23 protein-coding genes and 3 pseudogenes are annotated in these 17450 nt (G+C 41.3%); 9 read left to right on the plus strand and 17 right to left on the minus strand.

The window, feature by feature from the left end; all coding sequences use genetic code 11:
• Positions 1–30: 30 nt before the first annotated feature.
• The 3 genes and pseudogenes from HK413_RS18830 to HK413_RS00290 all read right to left on the minus strand — a co-directional run.
• A pseudogene (locus HK413_RS18830) lies at positions 31–381 on the minus strand (ferritin-like domain-containing protein); the annotation flags it as partial.
• A 53-nt stretch (positions 382–434) separates the two neighbouring features.
• Complete coding sequence (locus HK413_RS18835; protein WP_262886701.1) at positions 435–869, minus strand: ferritin-like domain-containing protein; 435 nt, start codon at positions 867–869, stop codon at positions 435–437.
• A 12-nt stretch (positions 870–881) separates the two neighbouring features.
• Positions 882–1601 (minus strand): ferritin-like domain-containing protein, encoded by a 720-nt coding sequence (locus HK413_RS00290; protein ID WP_175268727.1) that lies wholly within the window; start codon positions 1599–1601, stop codon positions 882–884.
• A 418-nt stretch (positions 1602–2019) separates the two neighbouring features.
• Between HK413_RS00290 and scpB the strand changes: the two are divergent.
• The 5 genes and pseudogenes from scpB (at position 2020) to HK413_RS20285 (ending at position 4011) form a co-directional block, all read left to right on the plus strand.
• Positions 2020–2507: pseudogene (gene scpB, locus HK413_RS00295) on the plus strand (SMC-Scp complex subunit ScpB).
• 385 nt (positions 2508–2892) lie between these two features.
• Positions 2893–3177: a hypothetical protein gene (locus HK413_RS20270; RefSeq protein WP_317169122.1), complete on the plus strand. Its 285-nt coding sequence runs from the start codon at positions 2893–2895 to the stop codon at positions 3175–3177.
• Between the two features lie 20 nt (positions 3178–3197).
• The gene (locus tag HK413_RS20275; protein ID WP_317169123.1) at positions 3198–3401 is read left to right on the plus strand and encodes a hypothetical protein; all 204 of its coding nucleotides are present in this window, start codon (positions 3198–3200) and stop codon (positions 3399–3401) included.
• Complete coding sequence (locus tag HK413_RS20280; protein WP_317169124.1) at positions 3386–3601, plus strand: hypothetical protein; 216 nt, start codon at positions 3386–3388, stop codon at positions 3599–3601. The genes HK413_RS20275 and HK413_RS20280 overlap by 16 nt, the downstream gene beginning before the upstream one ends.
• A 26-nt stretch (positions 3602–3627) precedes the next feature.
• Positions 3628–4011 carry a hypothetical protein gene (locus HK413_RS20285; RefSeq protein WP_317169125.1) on the plus strand — a complete coding sequence of 128 codons (384 nt, stop codon included), beginning with the start codon at positions 3628–3630 and terminating at the stop codon, positions 4009–4011.
• A gap of 80 nt (positions 4012–4091) precedes the next feature.
• Here the strand turns inward: HK413_RS20285 and HK413_RS00305 are convergent.
• The 10 genes and pseudogenes from HK413_RS00305 to HK413_RS00345 form a co-directional block, all read right to left on the minus strand.
• Positions 4092–4433 (minus strand): annotated as a pseudogene (locus HK413_RS00305) (helix-turn-helix domain-containing protein).
• Between the two features lie 74 nt (positions 4434–4507).
• Complete coding sequence (locus tag HK413_RS20290; protein ID WP_317169126.1) at positions 4508–5287, minus strand: glutamate ligase domain-containing protein; 780 nt, start codon at positions 5285–5287, stop codon at positions 4508–4510.
• A complete protein-coding gene (locus HK413_RS20295) occupies positions 5259–5867 on the minus strand; it encodes a Mur ligase domain-containing protein (RefSeq protein WP_317169127.1) in 609 nt (202 codons plus the stop codon). Before HK413_RS20295 ends, HK413_RS20290 begins: the two co-directional genes overlap by 29 nt.
• A 72-nt stretch (positions 5868–5939) precedes the next feature.
• Positions 5940–6143: a universal stress protein gene (locus tag HK413_RS00315; protein ID WP_175268729.1), complete on the minus strand. Its 204-nt coding sequence runs from the start codon at positions 6141–6143 to the stop codon at positions 5940–5942.
• Positions 6107–6787, minus strand: a complete 681-nt coding sequence (locus HK413_RS00320) for a universal stress protein (protein ID WP_175268730.1) — start codon at positions 6785–6787, stop codon at positions 6107–6109. Before HK413_RS00320 ends, HK413_RS00315 begins: the two co-directional genes overlap by 37 nt.
• Positions 6788–7049: 262 nt before the next feature.
• Positions 7050–7847, minus strand: coding sequence for a 50S ribosomal protein L11 methyltransferase (prmA, locus tag HK413_RS00325; protein ID WP_317169128.1), 798 nt, complete (start codon positions 7845–7847; stop codon positions 7050–7052).
• A 4-nt stretch (positions 7848–7851) separates the two neighbouring features.
• Positions 7852–8208 carry a hypothetical protein gene (locus tag HK413_RS00330; RefSeq protein ID WP_175268731.1) on the minus strand — a complete coding sequence of 119 codons (357 nt, stop codon included), beginning with the start codon at positions 8206–8208 and terminating at the stop codon, positions 7852–7854.
• Positions 8209–8357: 149 nt separating this feature from the next.
• Positions 8358–9110, minus strand: a complete 753-nt coding sequence (tpiA, locus tag HK413_RS00335; RefSeq protein WP_317169141.1) for a triose-phosphate isomerase — start codon at positions 9108–9110, stop codon at positions 8358–8360.
• 166 nt (positions 9111–9276) lie between these two features.
• Positions 9277–10392 (minus strand): putative sugar nucleotidyl transferase, encoded by a 1116-nt coding sequence (locus HK413_RS00340; protein WP_317169129.1) that lies wholly within the window; start codon positions 10390–10392, stop codon positions 9277–9279.
• A 67-nt stretch (positions 10393–10459) separates the two neighbouring features.
• The gene (locus HK413_RS00345) at positions 10460–10705 is read right to left on the minus strand and encodes a type B 50S ribosomal protein L31 (RefSeq protein ID WP_175268733.1); all 246 of its coding nucleotides are present in this window, start codon (positions 10703–10705) and stop codon (positions 10460–10462) included.
• Between the two features lie 202 nt (positions 10706–10907).
• On the opposite strand from HK413_RS00345, the gene bla reads away from it, so the two are divergent.
• Positions 10908–11801 (plus strand): class A beta-lactamase, encoded by an 894-nt coding sequence (gene bla / locus HK413_RS00350; RefSeq protein ID WP_175268734.1) that lies wholly within the window; start codon positions 10908–10910, stop codon positions 11799–11801.
• Between the two features lie 157 nt (positions 11802–11958).
• Here the strand turns inward: bla and mce are convergent, their stop codons facing one another.
• The 3 genes from mce to HK413_RS14200 all read right to left on the minus strand — a co-directional run bounded on the left by mce (position 11959) and on the right by HK413_RS14200 (position 14186).
• A complete protein-coding gene (gene mce, locus HK413_RS00355; RefSeq protein WP_175268735.1) occupies positions 11959–12372 on the minus strand; it encodes a methylmalonyl-CoA epimerase in 414 nt (137 codons plus the stop codon).
• A gap of 336 nt (positions 12373–12708) precedes the next feature.
• Positions 12709–13395, minus strand: coding sequence for a hypothetical protein (locus HK413_RS14195; RefSeq protein ID WP_217451884.1), 687 nt, complete (start codon positions 13393–13395; stop codon positions 12709–12711).
• Positions 13396–13439: 44 nt separating this feature from the next.
• Complete coding sequence (locus HK413_RS14200; RefSeq protein WP_217451885.1) at positions 13440–14186, minus strand: hypothetical protein; 747 nt, start codon at positions 14184–14186, stop codon at positions 13440–13442.
• Positions 14187–14448: 262 nt separating this feature from the next.
• Between HK413_RS14200 and HK413_RS00365 the strand changes: the two genes are divergently transcribed.
• The 3 genes from HK413_RS00365 (at position 14449) to HK413_RS00375 (ending at position 16599) form a co-directional block, all read left to right on the plus strand.
• Entirely contained in the window at positions 14449–15660 is a 1212-nt protein-coding gene (locus HK413_RS00365) for an IscS subfamily cysteine desulfurase (protein ID WP_175268736.1), read from the plus strand.
• A gap of 113 nt (positions 15661–15773) precedes the next feature.
• On the plus strand, positions 15774–16187 hold the full coding sequence (iscU, locus tag HK413_RS00370; protein WP_175268737.1) for a Fe-S cluster assembly scaffold IscU: 414 nt from the start codon (positions 15774–15776) through the stop codon (positions 16185–16187).
• A gap of 85 nt (positions 16188–16272) precedes the next feature.
• Positions 16273–16599: a HesB/IscA family protein gene (locus HK413_RS00375; RefSeq protein WP_175268738.1), complete on the plus strand. Its 327-nt coding sequence runs from the start codon at positions 16273–16275 to the stop codon at positions 16597–16599.
• Positions 16600–16730: 131 nt separating this feature from the next.
• Here the strand turns inward: HK413_RS00375 and HK413_RS00380 are convergent, their stop codons facing one another.
• Complete coding sequence (locus HK413_RS00380; protein WP_175268739.1) at positions 16731–17345, minus strand: nuclear transport factor 2 family protein; 615 nt, start codon at positions 17343–17345, stop codon at positions 16731–16733.
• Positions 17346–17450: the final 105 nt, after the last annotated feature.

The following is a 17450-nucleotide window of genomic DNA, read 5'->3' on the forward strand; positions in this document are numbered from 1 at the left end:
AGGCGTTTAAACATACCTATTTAACACTACTTATTTCACTCCAAAAGGAGCTACCAAAGCAACTACCTGTGCAGAAGTTAATGGCTCATCAAAAGCCTCAGTGGCAATACGGGTTGACGTTGTACCGCTTACAGCTGCTAAACTGGTTATAGTAACAGGGCCTTGCGTTATGTTATCCTCGCCTGCATAGTTACCATTTACCGCAGTAATACCGGTATCATTAGCACCGCTTATCCGGGGCTTGGTTGTAGTAGCACCGCGCGACCTACGGATCTGCCGAATGGCAGCCGCATGACGTGCCTCAACAGAGTGAATATCTAGGGCAGCTGTTAGCACAGTTTGATTACCAATCAGGAAACCTGCTTGTCCTTTATAAGCACGTACGCCGGTATCTTCAAAAGCTTGTGCTACCGCAAAGTAAGTATCAACATTACTTAGTACAGTTGGGAAAGTCCCCCTGCGGTAAAGTCATAAGTGCCATTGGTACCCTGCGTAGTTTGCGCCACAGCTGCTGACCCTAAAACGCTCTTTAAAAATGCAACGTGCGCGTTTTCATGGCCCTGGATAGTTAACAGGTATGATTTTTCCGTAGCGGAAAATCCTAAGCTTGAAGCTACACCTGCATTGTAAAAAGCCGCTTCAAGATACTCCAGTTTTAAAGCATAATTCAATACGTCGTTCACACTCGGTGTAGCTGTTTGCCCATACGCCTTTTTTATCAACGTACTAAAAACAAATGGTGCTGCCGCGATTGCTACTTTTGATCCAAAGCTTGTTATATTTTTTATCGCGTCGCGACGCGGGCTGATCCTGTCCTGAAACTCAGGGTCTGCTTTTTCTATTTCTTCTATTAATCCAAATAAATTCATGACTTTTCTGTTTTAAGATGCTACATAACCATAATTAGACGCACTTACTTTAGTGGTAAGGTAAGTGTTTGCAATTGCCAATACCCGGGCAATAGTTTGCGGTTTATCCATTCCGTTTGCGTCAAGTATCATATTATCGGCAAAGCTACCCGGGCTAACCGGGTTACGGATGTATGCGGCATGGCGTGCCTCTACAGATACGATCTTACCTGCCAGTAGTAGATAGTCGGTATTTTGGATGAGGTAACCTGCGCCGTTATATGCGCTAACACCGGTATCTTCAAAAGCTTTTGCTGCTGCCAATACACGGGTACGGCTGCTGAAGTCAATAGCGCTGAAATTTGGAGTTAAGGATACAATCGCATTACTGCCTAAAGCAGCTTTAAAAAATTCCCTGTGTGCAACCTCGTGGTCGCGAATATCAGTTAACAAAGCAATTTCGTCCGCTGATGCACCGGTGTACATGTGTGCTGCAACATTGATATAAAACGCAGCTTCAAGTTGCTCAAGAGCATACGCATAGTTTAAGATAGCAAGATCGCCTTTAGCGCCTATGTCTATTCCGTTGTTTTTAGGTGGAGTAACTGGATCGCCCATGTTATTATCTGTACCTTTGGTACAAGATGCTGCAGCCAGTACGCCAACGGCGGCCGCCCCAACTCCGGCATAACGTAAAAACGACCTCCGGGCCATATTCACGTCAGCGTTTTCAAATAGTGTTTCTGTTTTCATAAGAAAGTAATTGATTTGTTGTTTGAAATATAATTTTAGTTATAGTTTGCTGAAACTCTTTTTTAGATACGCTTAATGTATTTGATGCGGTTTTCATATTTTTAATAAATTGTCACAACTATTTGGAATTATTAAAATTTTATTAAAAATTAGACGAAAAATTGAATTTTTGTTAAAAAACTCTTAAATCAGCGAAGCCAACAACTATGCCACAGTTATGCTTAAATAGCTATCAGGAATAACTGTTTAATTAAATAATTGACGATACTTGCGTTTTGGCTATACAAGAAGCTTTTTTTCAAATTAAACTTGTTACACCTGCCGGGAATACTAATTTTACAGCACAATGGAAAATCCTGAATTGTATATAGAGGCGCTTGTTTTTGCTTCGGAACAAAGCATCCGTGTTGAAGAGATAATGTATTGTTTGCAAGCGACCTTCGAGCGCGATTTTTTGCTTGATGAGGTAACTACCAGCCTTGAAAATATAAAAACTAAATACTCGGCGGAAAACTTTGCCATCGAACTGGTTAACCTGAACAATGGCTACCAGTTTTTAACTAAAAAAATTACCATCCTGTTATCAGCCTTTTGCAATTACAACGGTCTAAAAAGAAGTTGAGCCAGGCCGCTTTAGAAACATTGGCCATAATTGCTTACAAGCAGCCGGTAACCAAAACCGAAGTTGAACAGATCCGTGGTGTAAATTGCGATTATTCGATACAAAAATTACTGGAGAAGGAGTTAATCGCAATAAACGGGAAGTCGGAAGCCTTAGGCAAACCAATTTTATACGGCACAAGTGCACTATTTATGGATTATTTTGGGATAAATAGTATTGAAGAATTACCTAATATTAAAGAACTTACAGATAACTCCACATCAATTGGCGAGCAGCAAGAATAATTTTTAAATGTTTTTTCTTTCAAATTGATTTTTCGTTATTTTTACTAATAAATAACAACAACGTATCAGCAGAGATTTTTGTAAATTAGAATAACCTTACCCAAACTTAAATTTTACAACAAACAATTACCGCATGGGAACGCCAAAAAAAAATTGCAGACAAGAACATTCCAAGGGACACGGATGCAGAAGATGATGACGACGATTTGGAAACAACGCCTAAAAAAAGGTAGTTGATGAGGATGATGACTTTGATGGGCCTTTAGATGATCTTGGCTTTGAAGAGTTCGGTGACGATGACGACGACGACGATTATTAAATAATTATTATATAACGCATTTTAAAGCATCCCTTCGGATGCTTTTTTATATTTCTATAATCCTGCATGATCCTAACTGAAGTTAAAGATAAAGCTACCAAAAAAGCCTTTTTAGATACTGCCCGAATAATCTATAAAAATGATAGCAACTGGGTTTGCCCGCTTGATAATGATATTGAAGCAGTGTTTGATCCGCTTAAAAATAATTTTCATCAATACGGCAAGTGCACCCGCTGGATATTAAGAAATAATGACGGCGAATTGATTGGCCGCGTAGCCGCATTCATCAACGAGAAAAAAGCCTATCATTACGAGCAACCAACGGGTGGCATGGGCTTTTTGAATGCATAAACGACCAAATAGCTGCATTTATGTTATTTGATGCAGCTAAAAACTGGCTGAAAGAAAACGGTATGCAAGCCATGGACGGCCCTATTAATTTTGGCGAAAATGATACTTTTTGGGGGTTACTGGTTGAAGGGTTCACGCCGCCATCATACGGTATGAATTATAACCCGCCCTATTACCGGGCTTTTTTGAAAACTACGGATTTAAAAAAATGTATGAGCAAATAACCAACCATCTGGATGTAAATAAGCCTTTCCCCGAACGTTTTTATAAAATAGCTAAATGGGTTAGCCAAAAACCGGGATATGAATTTAAACACCTGCAAGCAAAACAAATAGAAAAATTTGCTGCCGATTTTATTGAAATATACAACGATGCCGGGCAGGATTTGAAAACTTTGTCCCTATTAATTATAGCACCATATTAGAAAGCTTCACCAAAATGAAGCCAATTATGGACGAGAATTTAATTTGGTTTGCCTATGTTAATGGCGAACCTGCATCATTTAACATTGTATTGCCTGATGCTAACCAGATGCTAAAACCATTACACGGCAAGCTTGACTTAATAGGTAAGCTTAAATTTTTATATTATAAATGGAAAGGCGTTAAACGCATGCGGGCCATTGTGATGGGTACTAAACAAAAGTTTCAAAATCATGGCCTTGAGTCGGCGCTGTTTATAAAATTGGGCGAGTATGTGTTGCCGCTTAAACAATACGACGTACTGGAACTATCATGGGTAGGCGATTTTAACGAAAAGATGGTGGCCCTACACAACTCTATGGAAGCTACATTTGCCAATAAGCATTTAACAATGCGTTATATCTTTAATTAAAATATAACAAAAGAAAAGGCTTATACAGGAAAAATAATCCGCCTGTATAAGCCTTACTATTTATTAAAAGCGTACGCTAATTAAGCGGTAGCTTTATTATGTCTTAACTCTTCAAAAAGTTCAATAACTTTTTTCTGTAATTCTATAATTTCAACCTCCCTGTCGGTTAATTTTTTATTAACCAAATCCAGTTCATTAACAAATTTCTGCTCCTGCTCCATGTCATTAAAAGTTAATAACTGAACTACTGACATCTCAAATAAATTGGAGATCTGTTCAAGACGCGATAAGTTAATATCAGTTATTCCCGTTTCAATTTTTGAAAAAGCTGGAATAGAAATATCTAACCTCTTTGCAACATCCTCCGGCTCCATGCCTTCTGGTGGCGTAATAGTCTGATTTTTTTTTCCTAGTGACTTCATTTAGGGTCTGTAATAATACGGTAAGGGTTTCTCAATAGTTAATAAAGTTACTAATATTTTTTTATTTAAAACAATTATTGTAATATTTTATTTTTAAGTTGAATTAAATCTATACCACCAAAGTTACCCGAACTCATCATTAAGAGATTGGTATTGACTAACTTAAGCTGTTGTAAATCAGCTAACAATAATTGCGGATCATTGAAAAAAGTCAGGTCGTTTTTAGCAAAAGCGGCCTGTACCGTTTCGGCCGGATAGGGTTCCATCTTCTTTTGCTCGAAAGTTTTCTTATCAATAAAAACGATAGCGACATCAGCTTCGTCCATAGTTCCGGCATATTGCGCTAAAAAATCTTTATTCAAACTACTAAATGTATGCAGTTCTATACAGGCAATAAGTTTCCTGTCAGGGAACTGTGTTTTAACCGCGTGTATCGTCGCCTCCAATTTTGATGGCGAATGAGCAAAATCTTTAAAAACGGTAGCGTTATCATTTTTGCCAACTAACTCCAACCTCCGGGCGGCACCTTTAAACGTAGTGATATATTTATAAAAATCAGCTTTGCTGATGCCCAAACCTTCGCATACCAAACGGGCGGCCTGCATGTTTAGCAGGTTATGTTCGCCAAAAACTTCAAGCGGATATCTTTCACCGTCGGACAAAATTGTGGTAACCCCATTTTCTATACTGTATTCAGGCAGAGCATAAGGTTGTTTGCTTACCTGCAATTCGTCTTCAGCAACAACTTCATTTAAAACAGCGTCAGTCTCGCTGTAAATTAAAGTGCCGCCGGGCTGTATGGTTTCAATAAAGATCTTAAACTGATCAATATAACTCTGGAAAGTTGGAAACACATTGATATGATCCCGAGGCTATGCCGCTTATCACCCCGATATTGGCTTTGTATAAATGAAACTTTGGCCGCCTGTCTATCGGCGAAGCCAAATACTCGTCACCTTCAATTACAATAATGGGTGCTTCTTTGGTAAGCTTTACCATGGTTTCAAAGCCTTCCAGTTGTGCACCAACCAGGTAATCAAAATCTTTACCGGCTGCTTGCAAGGCGTGTAGGATCATAGAGGTAATAGTAGTTTTACCGTGGCTCCCTCCTATTACAACACGCTTTTTATCTTTTGATTGTTCGTAAATATATTCGGGATACGAATATACTTTTATACCCAGCTCCTGCGCTTTCAACAATTCAGGATTATCTATACGGGCATGCATGCCTAAAATTATAGCGTCCAAGTCAGTCGTGATCTTTGCGGGATACCAGCCATTTTCGGCAGGTAATATGCCATACTTAGCCAGGCGCGATACCGATGGTTCAAACAATACATCGTCTGATCCGGTTACTTCAAATCCTTTTTTATGCAGTGCAATGGCCGGGTTGTGCATAGCACTGCCGCCAATAGCTATAAAATGTACCCTCATGTATTTTTCGCAGGTTATGCTTGTAAACTGGTGCAAATTAACGCAAAAACCATTTGCTTAACAAAGCATTTATTATTTCAATAACAGTACCGGCACCGCCGCGTTTGCCGCCAGTTGTTGCGATACACTATCATGCAGCAGCGACTGGAAAAAACTGTATTTATGCGGCAGCGCTATTACCAGTTGAGTATCATTATCAGCAGCAAACTTCAATATCCCGTTTATTACATCGGGGTTATTTACGTAGCTGTATTGGGGGTTGTAAGGTGCAAGCATTTCATATAAAGCGCTTTCTTCGGCATCGCGCTTTGCATCACCCGCCAGTGCCGGCTGTCTTTGTCAATATTAACTACCAGCAGCTCAAATTTCTTTTTATCAAGCAGGCGTTTTAATGGTTCCAGCGGAACGGTATCCTTAACCTTTTCAAAATCGCAGGCTACAACTACTCGTTTAATATCTTTAAAATTATAAGTTGGTGGCACTACAACTACCGGTACGGGGCTGGCTTTTGATATACTTACAACGTGGCTACCTATATCCGAATTGCTCAGGCTGCTATTTCCCTTGCTGCCCAAAATTACCAGGTCGGCCTTTTTGGTGAATACGTTTTCGACCACAGCGCGTAATAAATGCGACCGGTTTAAATGAATACTGATCTGTACCCCTTTCCTAACTTTTTTATTGAGCCTGTCACGCAGACGATAAAGTTTCGTTATCCTGTCTGCCGCGTTTTGTTCAACCTCTTCTTCAAACAACTGCACCATATCCGCGTTGGGTAACAGGGTTTCAAGAGGCGATACGTAATAAGCGTTTAGCAAAATGATATTCTCAACATTGGTTTGTTTACTCAGTTCAACAGCAAACCCGGCAGCGTTTATTGACGCAGGCGAAAAATCGATAGGTACAAGATAGGTCCTCATGACAATAGAATTTAGATATGTGTCTTTTTGACTTAGTCCAAAAGTTAATTACAATACAAAGTTAATGGGAATACAGGTTTACTCTGTCAAATAAAACACATAAATGTAAATTGGTTTTGAGGGGAATACCAAAGCCTGAGGTGTCATCCTGAGCCTGTCGAAGGACGAGCGCAAAGGCCATACCCACACATGCTTCGACGAGCTCAGCATGACAGCGCGCTTTTACTTCACAAACTTAGCAGCCACCCATTCTTTGTCTTTTTTATGAGTGATGTATTTCATGCCATATTTTGCGGCCTCGTCTTTGATGATATCCGAGGTCGGGCGACTCATAAAAACCGCTGAAATAGATCTCGCCACCTGTTTTTAAAGCTTCTGCGTAACGCGGCATCTGATCTATCAAAATATTACGATTGATATTAGCCGGGATGGTATCATATTGCTCTGCGGGAATAGCTTCCTTAGAACCGCAAAGCGCGGTAATATTGGTAATGTTATTTAGCTGCGCGTTTTCGATGGTACTCTCATAACATACCGGGTCGTAATCTATCGCAACAATACTTTCGGCCCCCAGCTTAGCAGCCATAATAGCCAGTATACCCGTACCGCAGCCCATATCCAGCACTTTCTTGCCGGCGAAATCATTCTCCAGCATATGCGCTAAAACCATTGCCGTAGTTTGGTGATGGCCGGTACCAAAAGCCATTTTAGGATCGATAACGATCTCGTATTTAAACTCGGGCCGTGGCTCATGAAAAGTAGCGCGTACAAATATCTCGTCGCCTATGGCAATGGGTTCAAAATTACTTTCCCATACCTCGTTCCAGTTTTTTTGCGGGATAAGCGCCGATTCATAGCTAAACCCAAACATTTCCCGATAAGGCTCAACAGCTTCGGCTATTGATTCCTCGTTAAAATCAGCCTCGGGTATATATGCCTTAAAGCCTTTTTCCAATTCTTCGAAGGTATCAAAGCCTATCTCGCCCAAAGCATTTATCAGCAGGTCGTGTTGGTAATCTTCGGTAGTTTCGGTGGTAAAGGTAAGTTCGTAGTAATTCATGGTATTATTCTGTTTCGGTTTCGGGCGCAACCTTTTTAAAGGATTTAAAATCCAGCAGGTATAAGCATAAGAAGTTTATCACCCAGTAAAACACCTGTACGCCGGTCATAAACAGGCCTATTTTTATGCACTCGCTTAGCGGCGTTGTCGGGTCCCATATAATATAGGCTAACCCGAACCCGCAGATCGCACAAACCAGCAATATCAAACTAAAAATAAGTATAGCCGAGGCAGGTTTTGCCGGGATCTTTTTCCAAAGCGGCATGGCAATAAGCCATTGGGTAAGCAGCGCAATAACTATCTGACCGGGCGCAAAGATCTTATAATAAGCGATAAGGCCGGGCACGGTAAAATCGCCCAATTTTTCAAGGCCGCTAACGCGGTGAAGATCAGGCGTAAATTTTACAAATAAAGCAAAAGCCCAAAAAGCAATTAAGGGGGCAGTATAATTTTTATAAAATACTTAAACATACTACTCCCTTTAACTTATTTGATCATCAATTGTTTAGCTTAATTAAAAGCCTTTACAATATCCGTAAAATCTCTTGACTTTAACGATGCACCGCCAATTAAGCCGCCATCAATATCCGCGCAAGCGAAAAGTTCATTAGCGTTTTTAGGGTTGCAGCTTCCGCCGTATAAAATAGTGGTGGCATCAGCAACACCCTGATCATACTTAGCAGCAATTTCTTTACGGATAAACGCGTGAATCTCCTGCGCCTGGTCTGACGTCGCGGTAACACCCGTACCAATGGCCCAAACAGGCTCATAAGCCAGTACCAATTTGCTAAACGCGGCAGCATCTAAATGGAACACACCTTCAACCAACTGGGTTTTGATGATATCAAAATGCACGTTAGCTTCACGCTCCTGCAAGGTCTCGCCTATGCAGAATATCGGTTTAAGGTCATTAGCTAATGCTGTATCGGTTTTTTTAGCTAACAGCGCGTTAGTCTCACCAAAGTACTGGCGACGCTCTGAGTGGCCTAAAATTACGTAATTGGCCCCGGTAGATTTTACTTGCCTCGCCGAGATCTCGCCGGTATAAGCGCCGCTCTCTGCCTGGTGGGCATTTTGCGCGCCGATAGCGACCTTTGCCGAACCTTTAGCCAGTTGTACCAGGCTGTGTAAATGAATAAAGGGGCTGCAAACTACAACTTCCTGCGATCCGGTAGCTTCGTCATTTACCATATTTACAACTTCGCTAAACAAGGATAAACCTTCGTTATAATCCAAGTTCATTTTCCAGTTTCCCGCTACGATTTTTTTTTCTCATGATTGGTTTAATGTTAGACCATGGTCCATAGTCAATGGTCCATAGCTTTGTGATTGTATAATTATTATTTTGACAACCATGGACTATCGACCATGGACTATCGACTCATTTAAAATACTTGTCTGTAACTCTCCGTTAATTCAAAAACGGTTTTTAATATCTCCTGCTCTTTTTCGTCAAATACGCTATCCTTCCGCTCAAATACCAGATGAGCTGTCTCGAACATTTTTTGATGGTATATACCTCAAAACCATGCGCGCCGCCCCGGGCAAAATCGGGTATAAAATTGCGCGGATAGCCTGCTCCAAAAACATTAGCGCTAACCCCTACTACCGTACCCGTATTAAACATGGTATTGATACCGCATTTAGCATGATCGCCCATAATTAAACCGCAAAATTGCAGTCCGGTTTTACGGAAGCGCCCGGTGGTATAATCCCAAAGCTTCACTTCGGCATAGTTGTTTTTGAGGTTCGAGTTATTGCTGTCGGCACCTATATTGCACCACTGGCCCAATACGGCATTACCCAGGTAACCCTCATGGCCCTTGGATGAATAGCCCCAGATGACGGCGTTATTGATCTCGCCGCCAACACGCGAATAAGGCCCTATGGTAGTAGCGCCATAGATCTTACCACCCATTTTAACCTGCGAATCATGACATAGCGCAAACGATCCGCGGATGTTGGTACCTTCCCAAACACTACTGTTCTTACCTAAATAAACAGGTCCGTTAGTCGTGTTAAAGGTCGAGCATTCGGCGGTAGCGCCTTCCTCGGCAAAAAAATCCGTGCCTATAATAACGTTGGTCGCACTTATCGCGGCACTTGTCCGGCCTTTGGTTAATAGCTTAAAATCCTTGCGTAGCTCAATATCGTTCTTGCTAAAAATATGTTCCGGGTATTTTATGCTAACAAAAGATGGATCATAATTTATAACCCGGCTAAAATCGGCATCAGTAGGCGCTTTTGCCGCGATCAAAAACTCGCCTTGCTTCAACGCTTCGCCGGTTTTAAGCTGGTTGATCGCCTCCACCAACGCTTCATCCGGGCAAACCGAGCCATTGATGTACAAATCATCTGTCCCTGATTTTATCGGGAACTTAGCCTGTAAATAAGGCTGAGTTTGGAAAGAATACGTTGTATCCGGGTGATTTGCCCATTTTTCGGCAATGGTTAAAATACCAATGCGCAGGTCGGCAACGGGGCGTGTATAAGTTAGGGGCCTAAGCGATAGGTGTGCGCTATCGTCGAACAGGATAATTGCCATGGCGCAAAAATAAAAAAGTCCCGACTGCAAAGCCGGGACTTGTAAATATTTTATTAACAAGTTGATATTACTTGTTATAACGGGTACGGAATTTATCAATACGACCAGCAGTATCAACCAGTTTCATTTTACCGGTATAGAAAGGGTGCGATGTATGAGAAATCTCTAATTTTACTAATGGATATTCGTTACCGTCTTCCCACTTTACAGTTTCGCGGGTGTCGATGCATGATTTAGTGATAAAAGAATAGTCGTTTGACATATCTTTAAATACAACTAATCTATAGTTTGATGGGTGCAGATCTTTTTTCATTTCGTTATTCTTCTCTTCTTCTAATAAAAGAGGTGCAAATGTAGTATTTTAATTCAAAAGTAAAAAGTCAAAATAAAAAAATTATTAACATGGTTTAGGGATGATCGATTTTAGTAGTTATTGAAGCGCAGCGTCACACACAATTGCAGATTACCATCATTACTTTTATCTTTAACCGCACCTTACTACTCACCTACCTACTATGAAATTAGGCAAGTTTACTTTATTAAAATCTTTATTTATCTTATTGCTATCGCAACAAGTTTTTGGGCAAAACACGCTGCAAACGAAAATAAACCAATTATCCAAAACAGTAAGCGGAAATGTGGGCGTTTGCGCCACGTTGTTAGAGACAGGCGAAACCATAACTTTAAACGGGGATAAACGATTCCCGATGCAAAGTGTTTATAAATTCCCGATAGGTATGGCGGTACTTGCTAAAGTAGATAGAGGCGTACTTTCATTAACGCAAAAAATAAAAGTCGACACAGCCGACTACATTGCCAAAAACGGTCATAGTCCGCTACGTGATCAATATCCTGCCGGTACATACATTTCTGTAAAGGATTTGATAAACTACGCGGTTAGCGAAAGCGACGGGTCGGCCTCTGATGTTTTGTTGCGCATACTGGGTGGCACAAAGCAAGCCGACCGATACGTACACCAACTGGGGATAAAAGATATCGCGATAGCCACTACCGAAAAAATACAGGTAGCTAACGATATTATTCAGTATAAAAACTGGGCCACACCAAAGGCAATAACCAGATTGCTAAATATATTTTACACTAAAAACAAGCTATCGGCCAATAGCTTTAAAGTTTTACTGACCGATATGACAACATCGCCGACAGGCCCGAAAAGAATAAAAGGACTGTTACCAAAAGGCACAGTCGTAGCACATAAAACCGGTACCGCCGGAACCTTCAACGGTTTAACCAGGGCAACAAACGATGCCGGCATCATCACGCTGCCTAACGGCAGGCATATAGCTATCTCTGTATTCGTTTCAGACTCTAGATCAAGCGAAGCTGAACGGGAATTGGTGATTGCTAATATCGCTAAAGCGGCCTATGACAATTGGCTAAGCAGATAGCAGTCCGTGCTACATCAAAGAGTGATATCTAGCGCAGTGATAATTAGGGTGAGCAAATGGTGAGTATTAATTACGGCGTTGCCTTCTGCCCGTGCTATGCGCTTATACGCCTGCCTTAGGCGCAAAGGCCGGTATCCGCTGCTATCGCTAACGCAAATTACAAATTTTCCTGAGCTATGCTTTGACACAACTCCACCAAAACCCCACCCGCACTCTTAGGATGCACAAAACAAACCAACTTATTATCGGCGCCGCGTTTTGGCTCATCGCTTAGTAAAATAAAACCTTCGTTTTTTAGCCGGGCCATTTCGGCGTTGATATCATCTACTTCAAAAGCTATGTGATGGATCCCCTCTCCTTTTTTGGCAATGAATTTGGCTATGGGGCTATCCGGGTTAGACGCTTCCAGCAACTCTACCTTATTTGGCCCACTTTGCAGGAAAGCGGTTTTAACGCCTTCAGTAGCTACTTCTTCAATTTTGTAAACGGGGGTGTTTAATAGTTTTTCATAGAGGTCGCCGGCAGCTTTTAGGTCGGCCACTGCTATGCCAATATGTTCTATTTTGTTCATGTACCAAATATGATGATTATTTAAATAATAACGTCGTTTTGGCTACAATTAGCAATGACTAAATACATCTGTCAATTAACTGATTATCATTTGCTTGACTAAAATTCAGCTATAAAACCGAAGTATCTAATTATGAAAAATAACAATATATGTTTAAACAAACAAATTTTTCAATAATGGCTTTATTATCAGGCAATTGAATCAAAAAAACTATTTCATTTTGTTTCACCAGTTTTTCACAAAAATCTCATTAACAATTAATTAACTCAAAAAATTGTTTCACTTGTTTCATCTGTTTCATACACCCATGAAACAAAACACGCCGAAAATCAAGGATTACTTCGTAGCAATTTCGCCATTCTTAACAGGTTCGCCGGTAGCCGGGTCAACAGCGCACGGGTAGCCAAACAGGCAACGTGCCTTTATCATGTCAGCAACTTCGGGTGGTACAAACTGCTCCCACCCCTCGGCTCCTTGTTTTATTAGCTGCAGTACAATGTCTGTTTGAACGTGCAGGTTAGCCTCTTTATAATTGCGGATATCTTCTATCTTGTTGTTCGCTATCAGGTAGCGGTACAGATCTATCAAATGTGGTGGCGGGTAAAAGCGCAGGCAGTTCATAATAACGCCGTTACGCAGTGTGGGGTATATAAACAGCTTCACCTTACGGCTAAACAGCGTAGCAAACGACTCCAGGATACCGCCCGGCAGGTCCTTATAATGCTCCTCGCCAAAAATGTATTCAAGATTAGGATAACCCAGTACCACACCCAGTTTCAAATTAGTGATCTTAGACAGATAGGATACCAGTTTATAATATTCATGGAAGTTGGATATCAACACCGTTTGCCCTAACGAGCATAGAATATCCACCCGGTCGAGGAAGTCTTTTTCGTCGATCTCTGTACTGGGATCGGCGTCCCGTTCCATTAGTGACTGCAGCGTAAGTTCGGCTACTACCACCACATTCTTCTTATCAACATCGGGCTCCTGCATAAACTGCTTAACGCCGGTGTTCAGCATATCCAGATGCACGTTAATTATCGGCCGGAAACGCCCCCTTATAACTACAACGTGTTTCTTATATAAAGCTTCTGATGGTTGTTCGTTCTCGCCATCCGGCCCAAACAGCGCGGCGTCAGAGAAACCATATTTAACCGGTGCAGGCTCATCAGGCGGTTATCCACCTTCTCGAAGTTTGGCCCCTCAAACTGGATCATATCAATCTGTATCCGGTCGCGGCTCAATTCATCCATCAGCGACAGCAAAAACGCCGGCGCTACTTCGTTATAATAAAAGCAGGCGTATAGCAGGTTCACCCCTAATACACCTACTGCCTGCTGCTGCAGGTTATTGTCGGTATCCAGCAGTTTAACATGCAGGATCACATCATTAAACGGGCCGTTTGGCTCTAACTGGAAACGCACCCCCATCCAGCCGTGGGCCTCGTTGGTTTTATGGTAATTAAGGGTTGATACGGTATCAGAAAAAGCGAAGAACGTTGTGTTATCTCCGCGTTGTTCGGCCAGCCGCTCAATAAGCAGGTTATACTCGTGGTTAAGCATGGCCATCAGGCGCGACTCGCTGACATATCGTTTAACTTTTAATGCGCCGTAAATAGCGTCAGAAACGGTCATGTCATAAGCTGACATGGTTTTGGCAATGGTACCTGATGAAGCTCCGGCCTTAAAAAAATTGGCGGCAACGTCCTGCCCGGCGCCTATCTCGGCAAATGAGCCATAAATTTTGGGGTCGAGGTTAATGGCAAGGGCCTTTTGCTTGGTACCGATATCTTTATTGTGAATGATACTCATCAATGTAGTTATTAGAATTTGCGGTTGCCATTATCATTAGTAACACAACTTAAAATTACAAAAATTTTAAGGATTTGGCGAACCGTTTATTAAAAAAGCAAAGGTCTTAAATTTTATAAGATTAACCAATGCTTTTAAATAAGTATACGCTGTAAGCGCCACAAAGTTTAAATTATTAGTTTAATATGACGGTTTTACCTTATTTTGATTGATTTTAAATTGAAATGTTTGCATATCTTTGTACTATTAATATATTACAGATATGAATATCCCAATTTACCTTGATAACAATGCCACGACACCTATGGATCCAAGGGTGCTGGAAGCAATGATACCTTACTTCACTACAAAGTTTGGTAATGCTGCCAGCCGCAACCATCCGTTTGGCTGGGTAGCAGAAGAAGGTGTTGATTACGCACGCGAGCAGGTGGCTAAACTAATTGGCGCCAGCGAAAAAGAGATCATTTTTACATCAGGAGCAACCGAATCAGACAACCTTGCTATTAAGGGTGTTTTTGAAATGTATAAAGAAAAAGGCAACCACATTATTACCACGGTTACCGAACATAAAGCGGTATTAGACGCTTGTAAACACGTTGAAAAAATGGGTGGCAGGGTTACTTACTTACCTGTTAAAGAAGACGGTTTACTTGACCTTGCTGTATTAGAAGCTGCCATGACACCTGAAACTATCCTGGTTTCTGTTATGTATGGTAACAACGAGATAGGTGTTATACAGCCAATAAAAGAAATATCGGCAATAGCCCATAAATATGGCGCATTGTTTATGACTGACGCTGTACAGGCTGTTGGTAAAATACCTGTTGATGTAAACAGAGATGGTATTGACCTTTTAGCCCTATCGGCACATAAATTTTACGGCCCTAAAGGCGTGGGTGCATTATACGTACGCCGTAAAGGACCACGTGTTAAAGTTACCGCACAAATGGACGGAGGCGGCCACGAACGCGGTATGCGCTCGGGTACATTAAACGTTCCGGGTATAGTTGGTTTAGGTAAAGCTGCCGAACTTTGCGGACTTGAAATGGAAAGTGAAGCAAAACGTTTATCAGCCCTGCGCGATAAATTACAAAACGCCTTAACTGTATTAGAAGAAAGCTATGTAAACGGAAACGTTGAACACCGCTTACCGCATGTAGCCAACATCAGCTTTAAATATGTTGAGGGCGAAGGTTTAATGATGGCGATGAAGGACCTGGCTGTATCTTCAGGATCGGCTTGTACCTCAGCATCGTTAGAACCGTCATACGTATTAAAAAGTTTAGGTTTGTCAGATGATCTGGCACACTCTTCGATACGTTTTGGTTTAGGTAGATTTACTACCGAGGAAGAGGTTGATTACGCAATTGAAGTAACCAAAACAGCGGTTACCAACCTGCGCAACATGTCGCCGCTTTGGGAGATGTTTAAAGAAGGCATCGACCTTGACTCGATTGAGTGGGCAGAACACTAATAATAATTTCGAATATTGAATTTTCGATTTCGGATTTAATAAATATAAATTAGAGTTAGTGATTTTTGAACATTCACTCACTCACTAATTCACTAATTAAAACATTAAATAAAATGGCATATTCAGATAAAGTAATTGATCATTACACCAACCCGCGCAACGTTGGTACCTTAGACAAAAGCAGTCATAAAGTAGGTACCGGCTTAGTTGGTGCACCAGAGTGCGGTGACGTTATGCGCCTGCAAATTGAGGTAGGTGATGACAACATCATCACTGATGCTAAGTTTAAAACTTTTGGCTGCGGCTCGGCTATAGCTTCATCATCATTAGCTACCGAGTGGTTAAAGGGAAAATCTATCGACGATGCGATGAAAATTGACAACATGGATATTGTTGAAGAATTAGCATTGCCGCCGGTAAAAATTCACTGCTCTGTTTTGGCAGAGGATGCTATCAAAGCAGCAATTAACGATTTCCGCGTTAAAAATGGCATGGAAGCGTTAGAGCTTGAAAAATCGCATCACTAATTTAAGACGTGAGTATTGAGATGTGAGATTTGAGATTAATATCTCGTCTCAAATCTCATATCTGGCATCTCAAATCTAACTAACAATGGTAACTGTAACTGATAAAGCGAAAAGTAAAATAGAACACCTGATGCAGGATTCAGGGCTTGATGCCTCTTATTTCCTGCGGGTTTCTGTTCAGGGCGGAGGATGTTCGGGGTTATCTTATAATCTCGATTTTGATAACGAGGAGAAAAAGGGTGACCAGTTTTTTGAAGACAAAGGCGTACGCATGGCTTTGGATATGAAATCGTTCCTGTACCTGGCCGGCACCGAGCTTGATTTTTCAGATGGGTTAAATGGTAAAGGTTTTAACTTTCATAACCCTAACGCAAGCCGCACCTGCGGTTGTGGTGAAAGCTTCTCGGTATAATCGTATCCTGACAATATTTAAAAAGCCATCCGCAAATACGGATGGCTTTTTTGTTACCGTAGAGGACGCAATATTTTCCGTCTTGGGGCAGGATGTGGGTAAAGACGCAATGCATTGCGTCTTTACATCAATTAAAACATCCCGTTATTATGCATCATCACATCAGGCACTTGTTGTTTAACCGTTAGCTGTGATTGAATAATACCGTCTTTCAATCTAAAGACATCATATTGGGCAAATACATTATCTCCCTCGGTTATTTCTGATTGTGACACAATTACATCTCCCTCTCCTATCAACCTGCGAAGATTGACGCCCAATAGGTCTGTTATCAGCTCTTTATTGGCCAACAAATCACTTGCGTTTTCATCTGCAATAATATGATCAATAGATAGATCAGCATCAATTTCCTGCACGACATCCCAATGTTCGGCAAGCAGGCCATCCTGTAACCTGAAAAGGTCGACCACCAACATACGTTTCCCCATAAATTTAATATCCAGCAGGCCGGCTACCATGTCACCCTCGGCAATCAGCATTTTTACCGGCGATTGAGTTTCTGTAGATGGTGGTAAGCTCTTTAAAAATTCTACCATTTCAAACAGGCCCTCGCGGCCATCCTTACCCATGGGGCTGTGCTGAATGTAATCTTCGCGTACATACTGATTTATTAATGAACTCTCGCGCTGGCCAACTATGCGTTTATAAAATCCGGCCACTATTGTTTTATTAGATTTTTGTTCCATTTTGTTTTGATATAGGCATAACAATGCCGGTAATGCCGTGAGGCAATAAATAATTGAATACTATAGAGGATTAAGCAAGGACAATACAAAGCCTGCCGCTATTTA

Source organism: Mucilaginibacter humi, assembly GCF_013087555.1.

What these genes read in the sequence shown, in the direction of transcription:
- HK413_RS18835 (WP_262886701.1), bottom strand. Translation starts at nt 869, where the DNA reads ATGAATTTATTTGGATTAATAGAAGAAATAGAAAAAGCAGACCCTGAG.
- HK413_RS00290 (WP_175268727.1), bottom strand. Translation starts at nt 1,601, where the DNA reads ATGAAAACAGAAACACTATTTGAAAACGCTGACGTGAATATGGCCCGG.
- HK413_RS20270 (WP_317169122.1), top strand. Translation starts at nt 2,893, where the DNA reads ATGATCCTAACTGAAGTTAAAGATAAAGCTACCAAAAAAGCCTTTTTA.
- HK413_RS20275 (WP_317169123.1), top strand. Translation starts at nt 3,198, where the DNA reads ATGTTATTTGATGCAGCTAAAAACTGGCTGAAAGAAAACGGTATGCAA.
- HK413_RS20280 (WP_317169124.1), top strand. Translation starts at nt 3,386, where the DNA reads ATGTATGAGCAAATAACCAACCATCTGGATGTAAATAAGCCTTTCCCC.
- HK413_RS20285 (WP_317169125.1), top strand. Translation starts at nt 3,628, where the DNA reads ATGGACGAGAATTTAATTTGGTTTGCCTATGTTAATGGCGAACCTGCA.
- HK413_RS20295 (WP_317169127.1), bottom strand. Translation starts at nt 5,867, where the DNA reads ATGAGGGTACATTTTATAGCTATTGGCGGCAGTGCTATGCACAACCCG.
- HK413_RS00315 (WP_175268729.1), bottom strand. Translation starts at nt 6,143, where the DNA reads ATGCTTGCACCTTACAACCCCCAATACAGCTACGTAAATAACCCCGAT.
- HK413_RS00320 (WP_175268730.1), bottom strand. Translation starts at nt 6,787, where the DNA reads ATGAGGACCTATCTTGTACCTATCGATTTTTCGCCTGCGTCAATAAAC.
- prmA (WP_317169128.1), bottom strand. Translation starts at nt 7,847, where the DNA reads ATGAATTACTACGAACTTACCTTTACCACCGAAACTACCGAAGATTAC.
- HK413_RS00340 (WP_317169129.1), bottom strand. Translation starts at nt 10,392, where the DNA reads ATGGCAATTATCCTGTTCGACGATAGCGCACACCTATCGCTTAGGCCC.
- HK413_RS00345 (WP_175268733.1), bottom strand. Translation starts at nt 10,705, where the DNA reads ATGAAAAAAGATCTGCACCCATCAAACTATAGATTAGTTGTATTTAAA.
- bla (WP_175268734.1), top strand. Translation starts at nt 10,908, where the DNA reads ATGAAATTAGGCAAGTTTACTTTATTAAAATCTTTATTTATCTTATTG.
- mce (WP_175268735.1), bottom strand. Translation starts at nt 12,372, where the DNA reads ATGAACAAAATAGAACATATTGGCATAGCAGTGGCCGACCTAAAAGCT.
- HK413_RS14195 (WP_217451884.1), bottom strand. Translation starts at nt 13,395, where the DNA reads ATGCTGAACACCGGCGTTAAGCAGTTTATGCAGGAGCCCGATGTTGAT.
- HK413_RS14200 (WP_217451885.1), bottom strand. Translation starts at nt 14,186, where the DNA reads ATGAGTATCATTCACAATAAAGATATCGGTACCAAGCAAAAGGCCCTT.
- HK413_RS00365 (WP_175268736.1), top strand. Translation starts at nt 14,449, where the DNA reads ATGAATATCCCAATTTACCTTGATAACAATGCCACGACACCTATGGAT.
- iscU (WP_175268737.1), top strand. Translation starts at nt 15,774, where the DNA reads ATGGCATATTCAGATAAAGTAATTGATCATTACACCAACCCGCGCAAC.
- HK413_RS00375 (WP_175268738.1), top strand. Translation starts at nt 16,273, where the DNA reads ATGGTAACTGTAACTGATAAAGCGAAAAGTAAAATAGAACACCTGATG.
- HK413_RS00380 (WP_175268739.1), bottom strand. Translation starts at nt 17,345, where the DNA reads ATGGAACAAAAATCTAATAAAACAATAGTGGCCGGATTTTATAAACGC.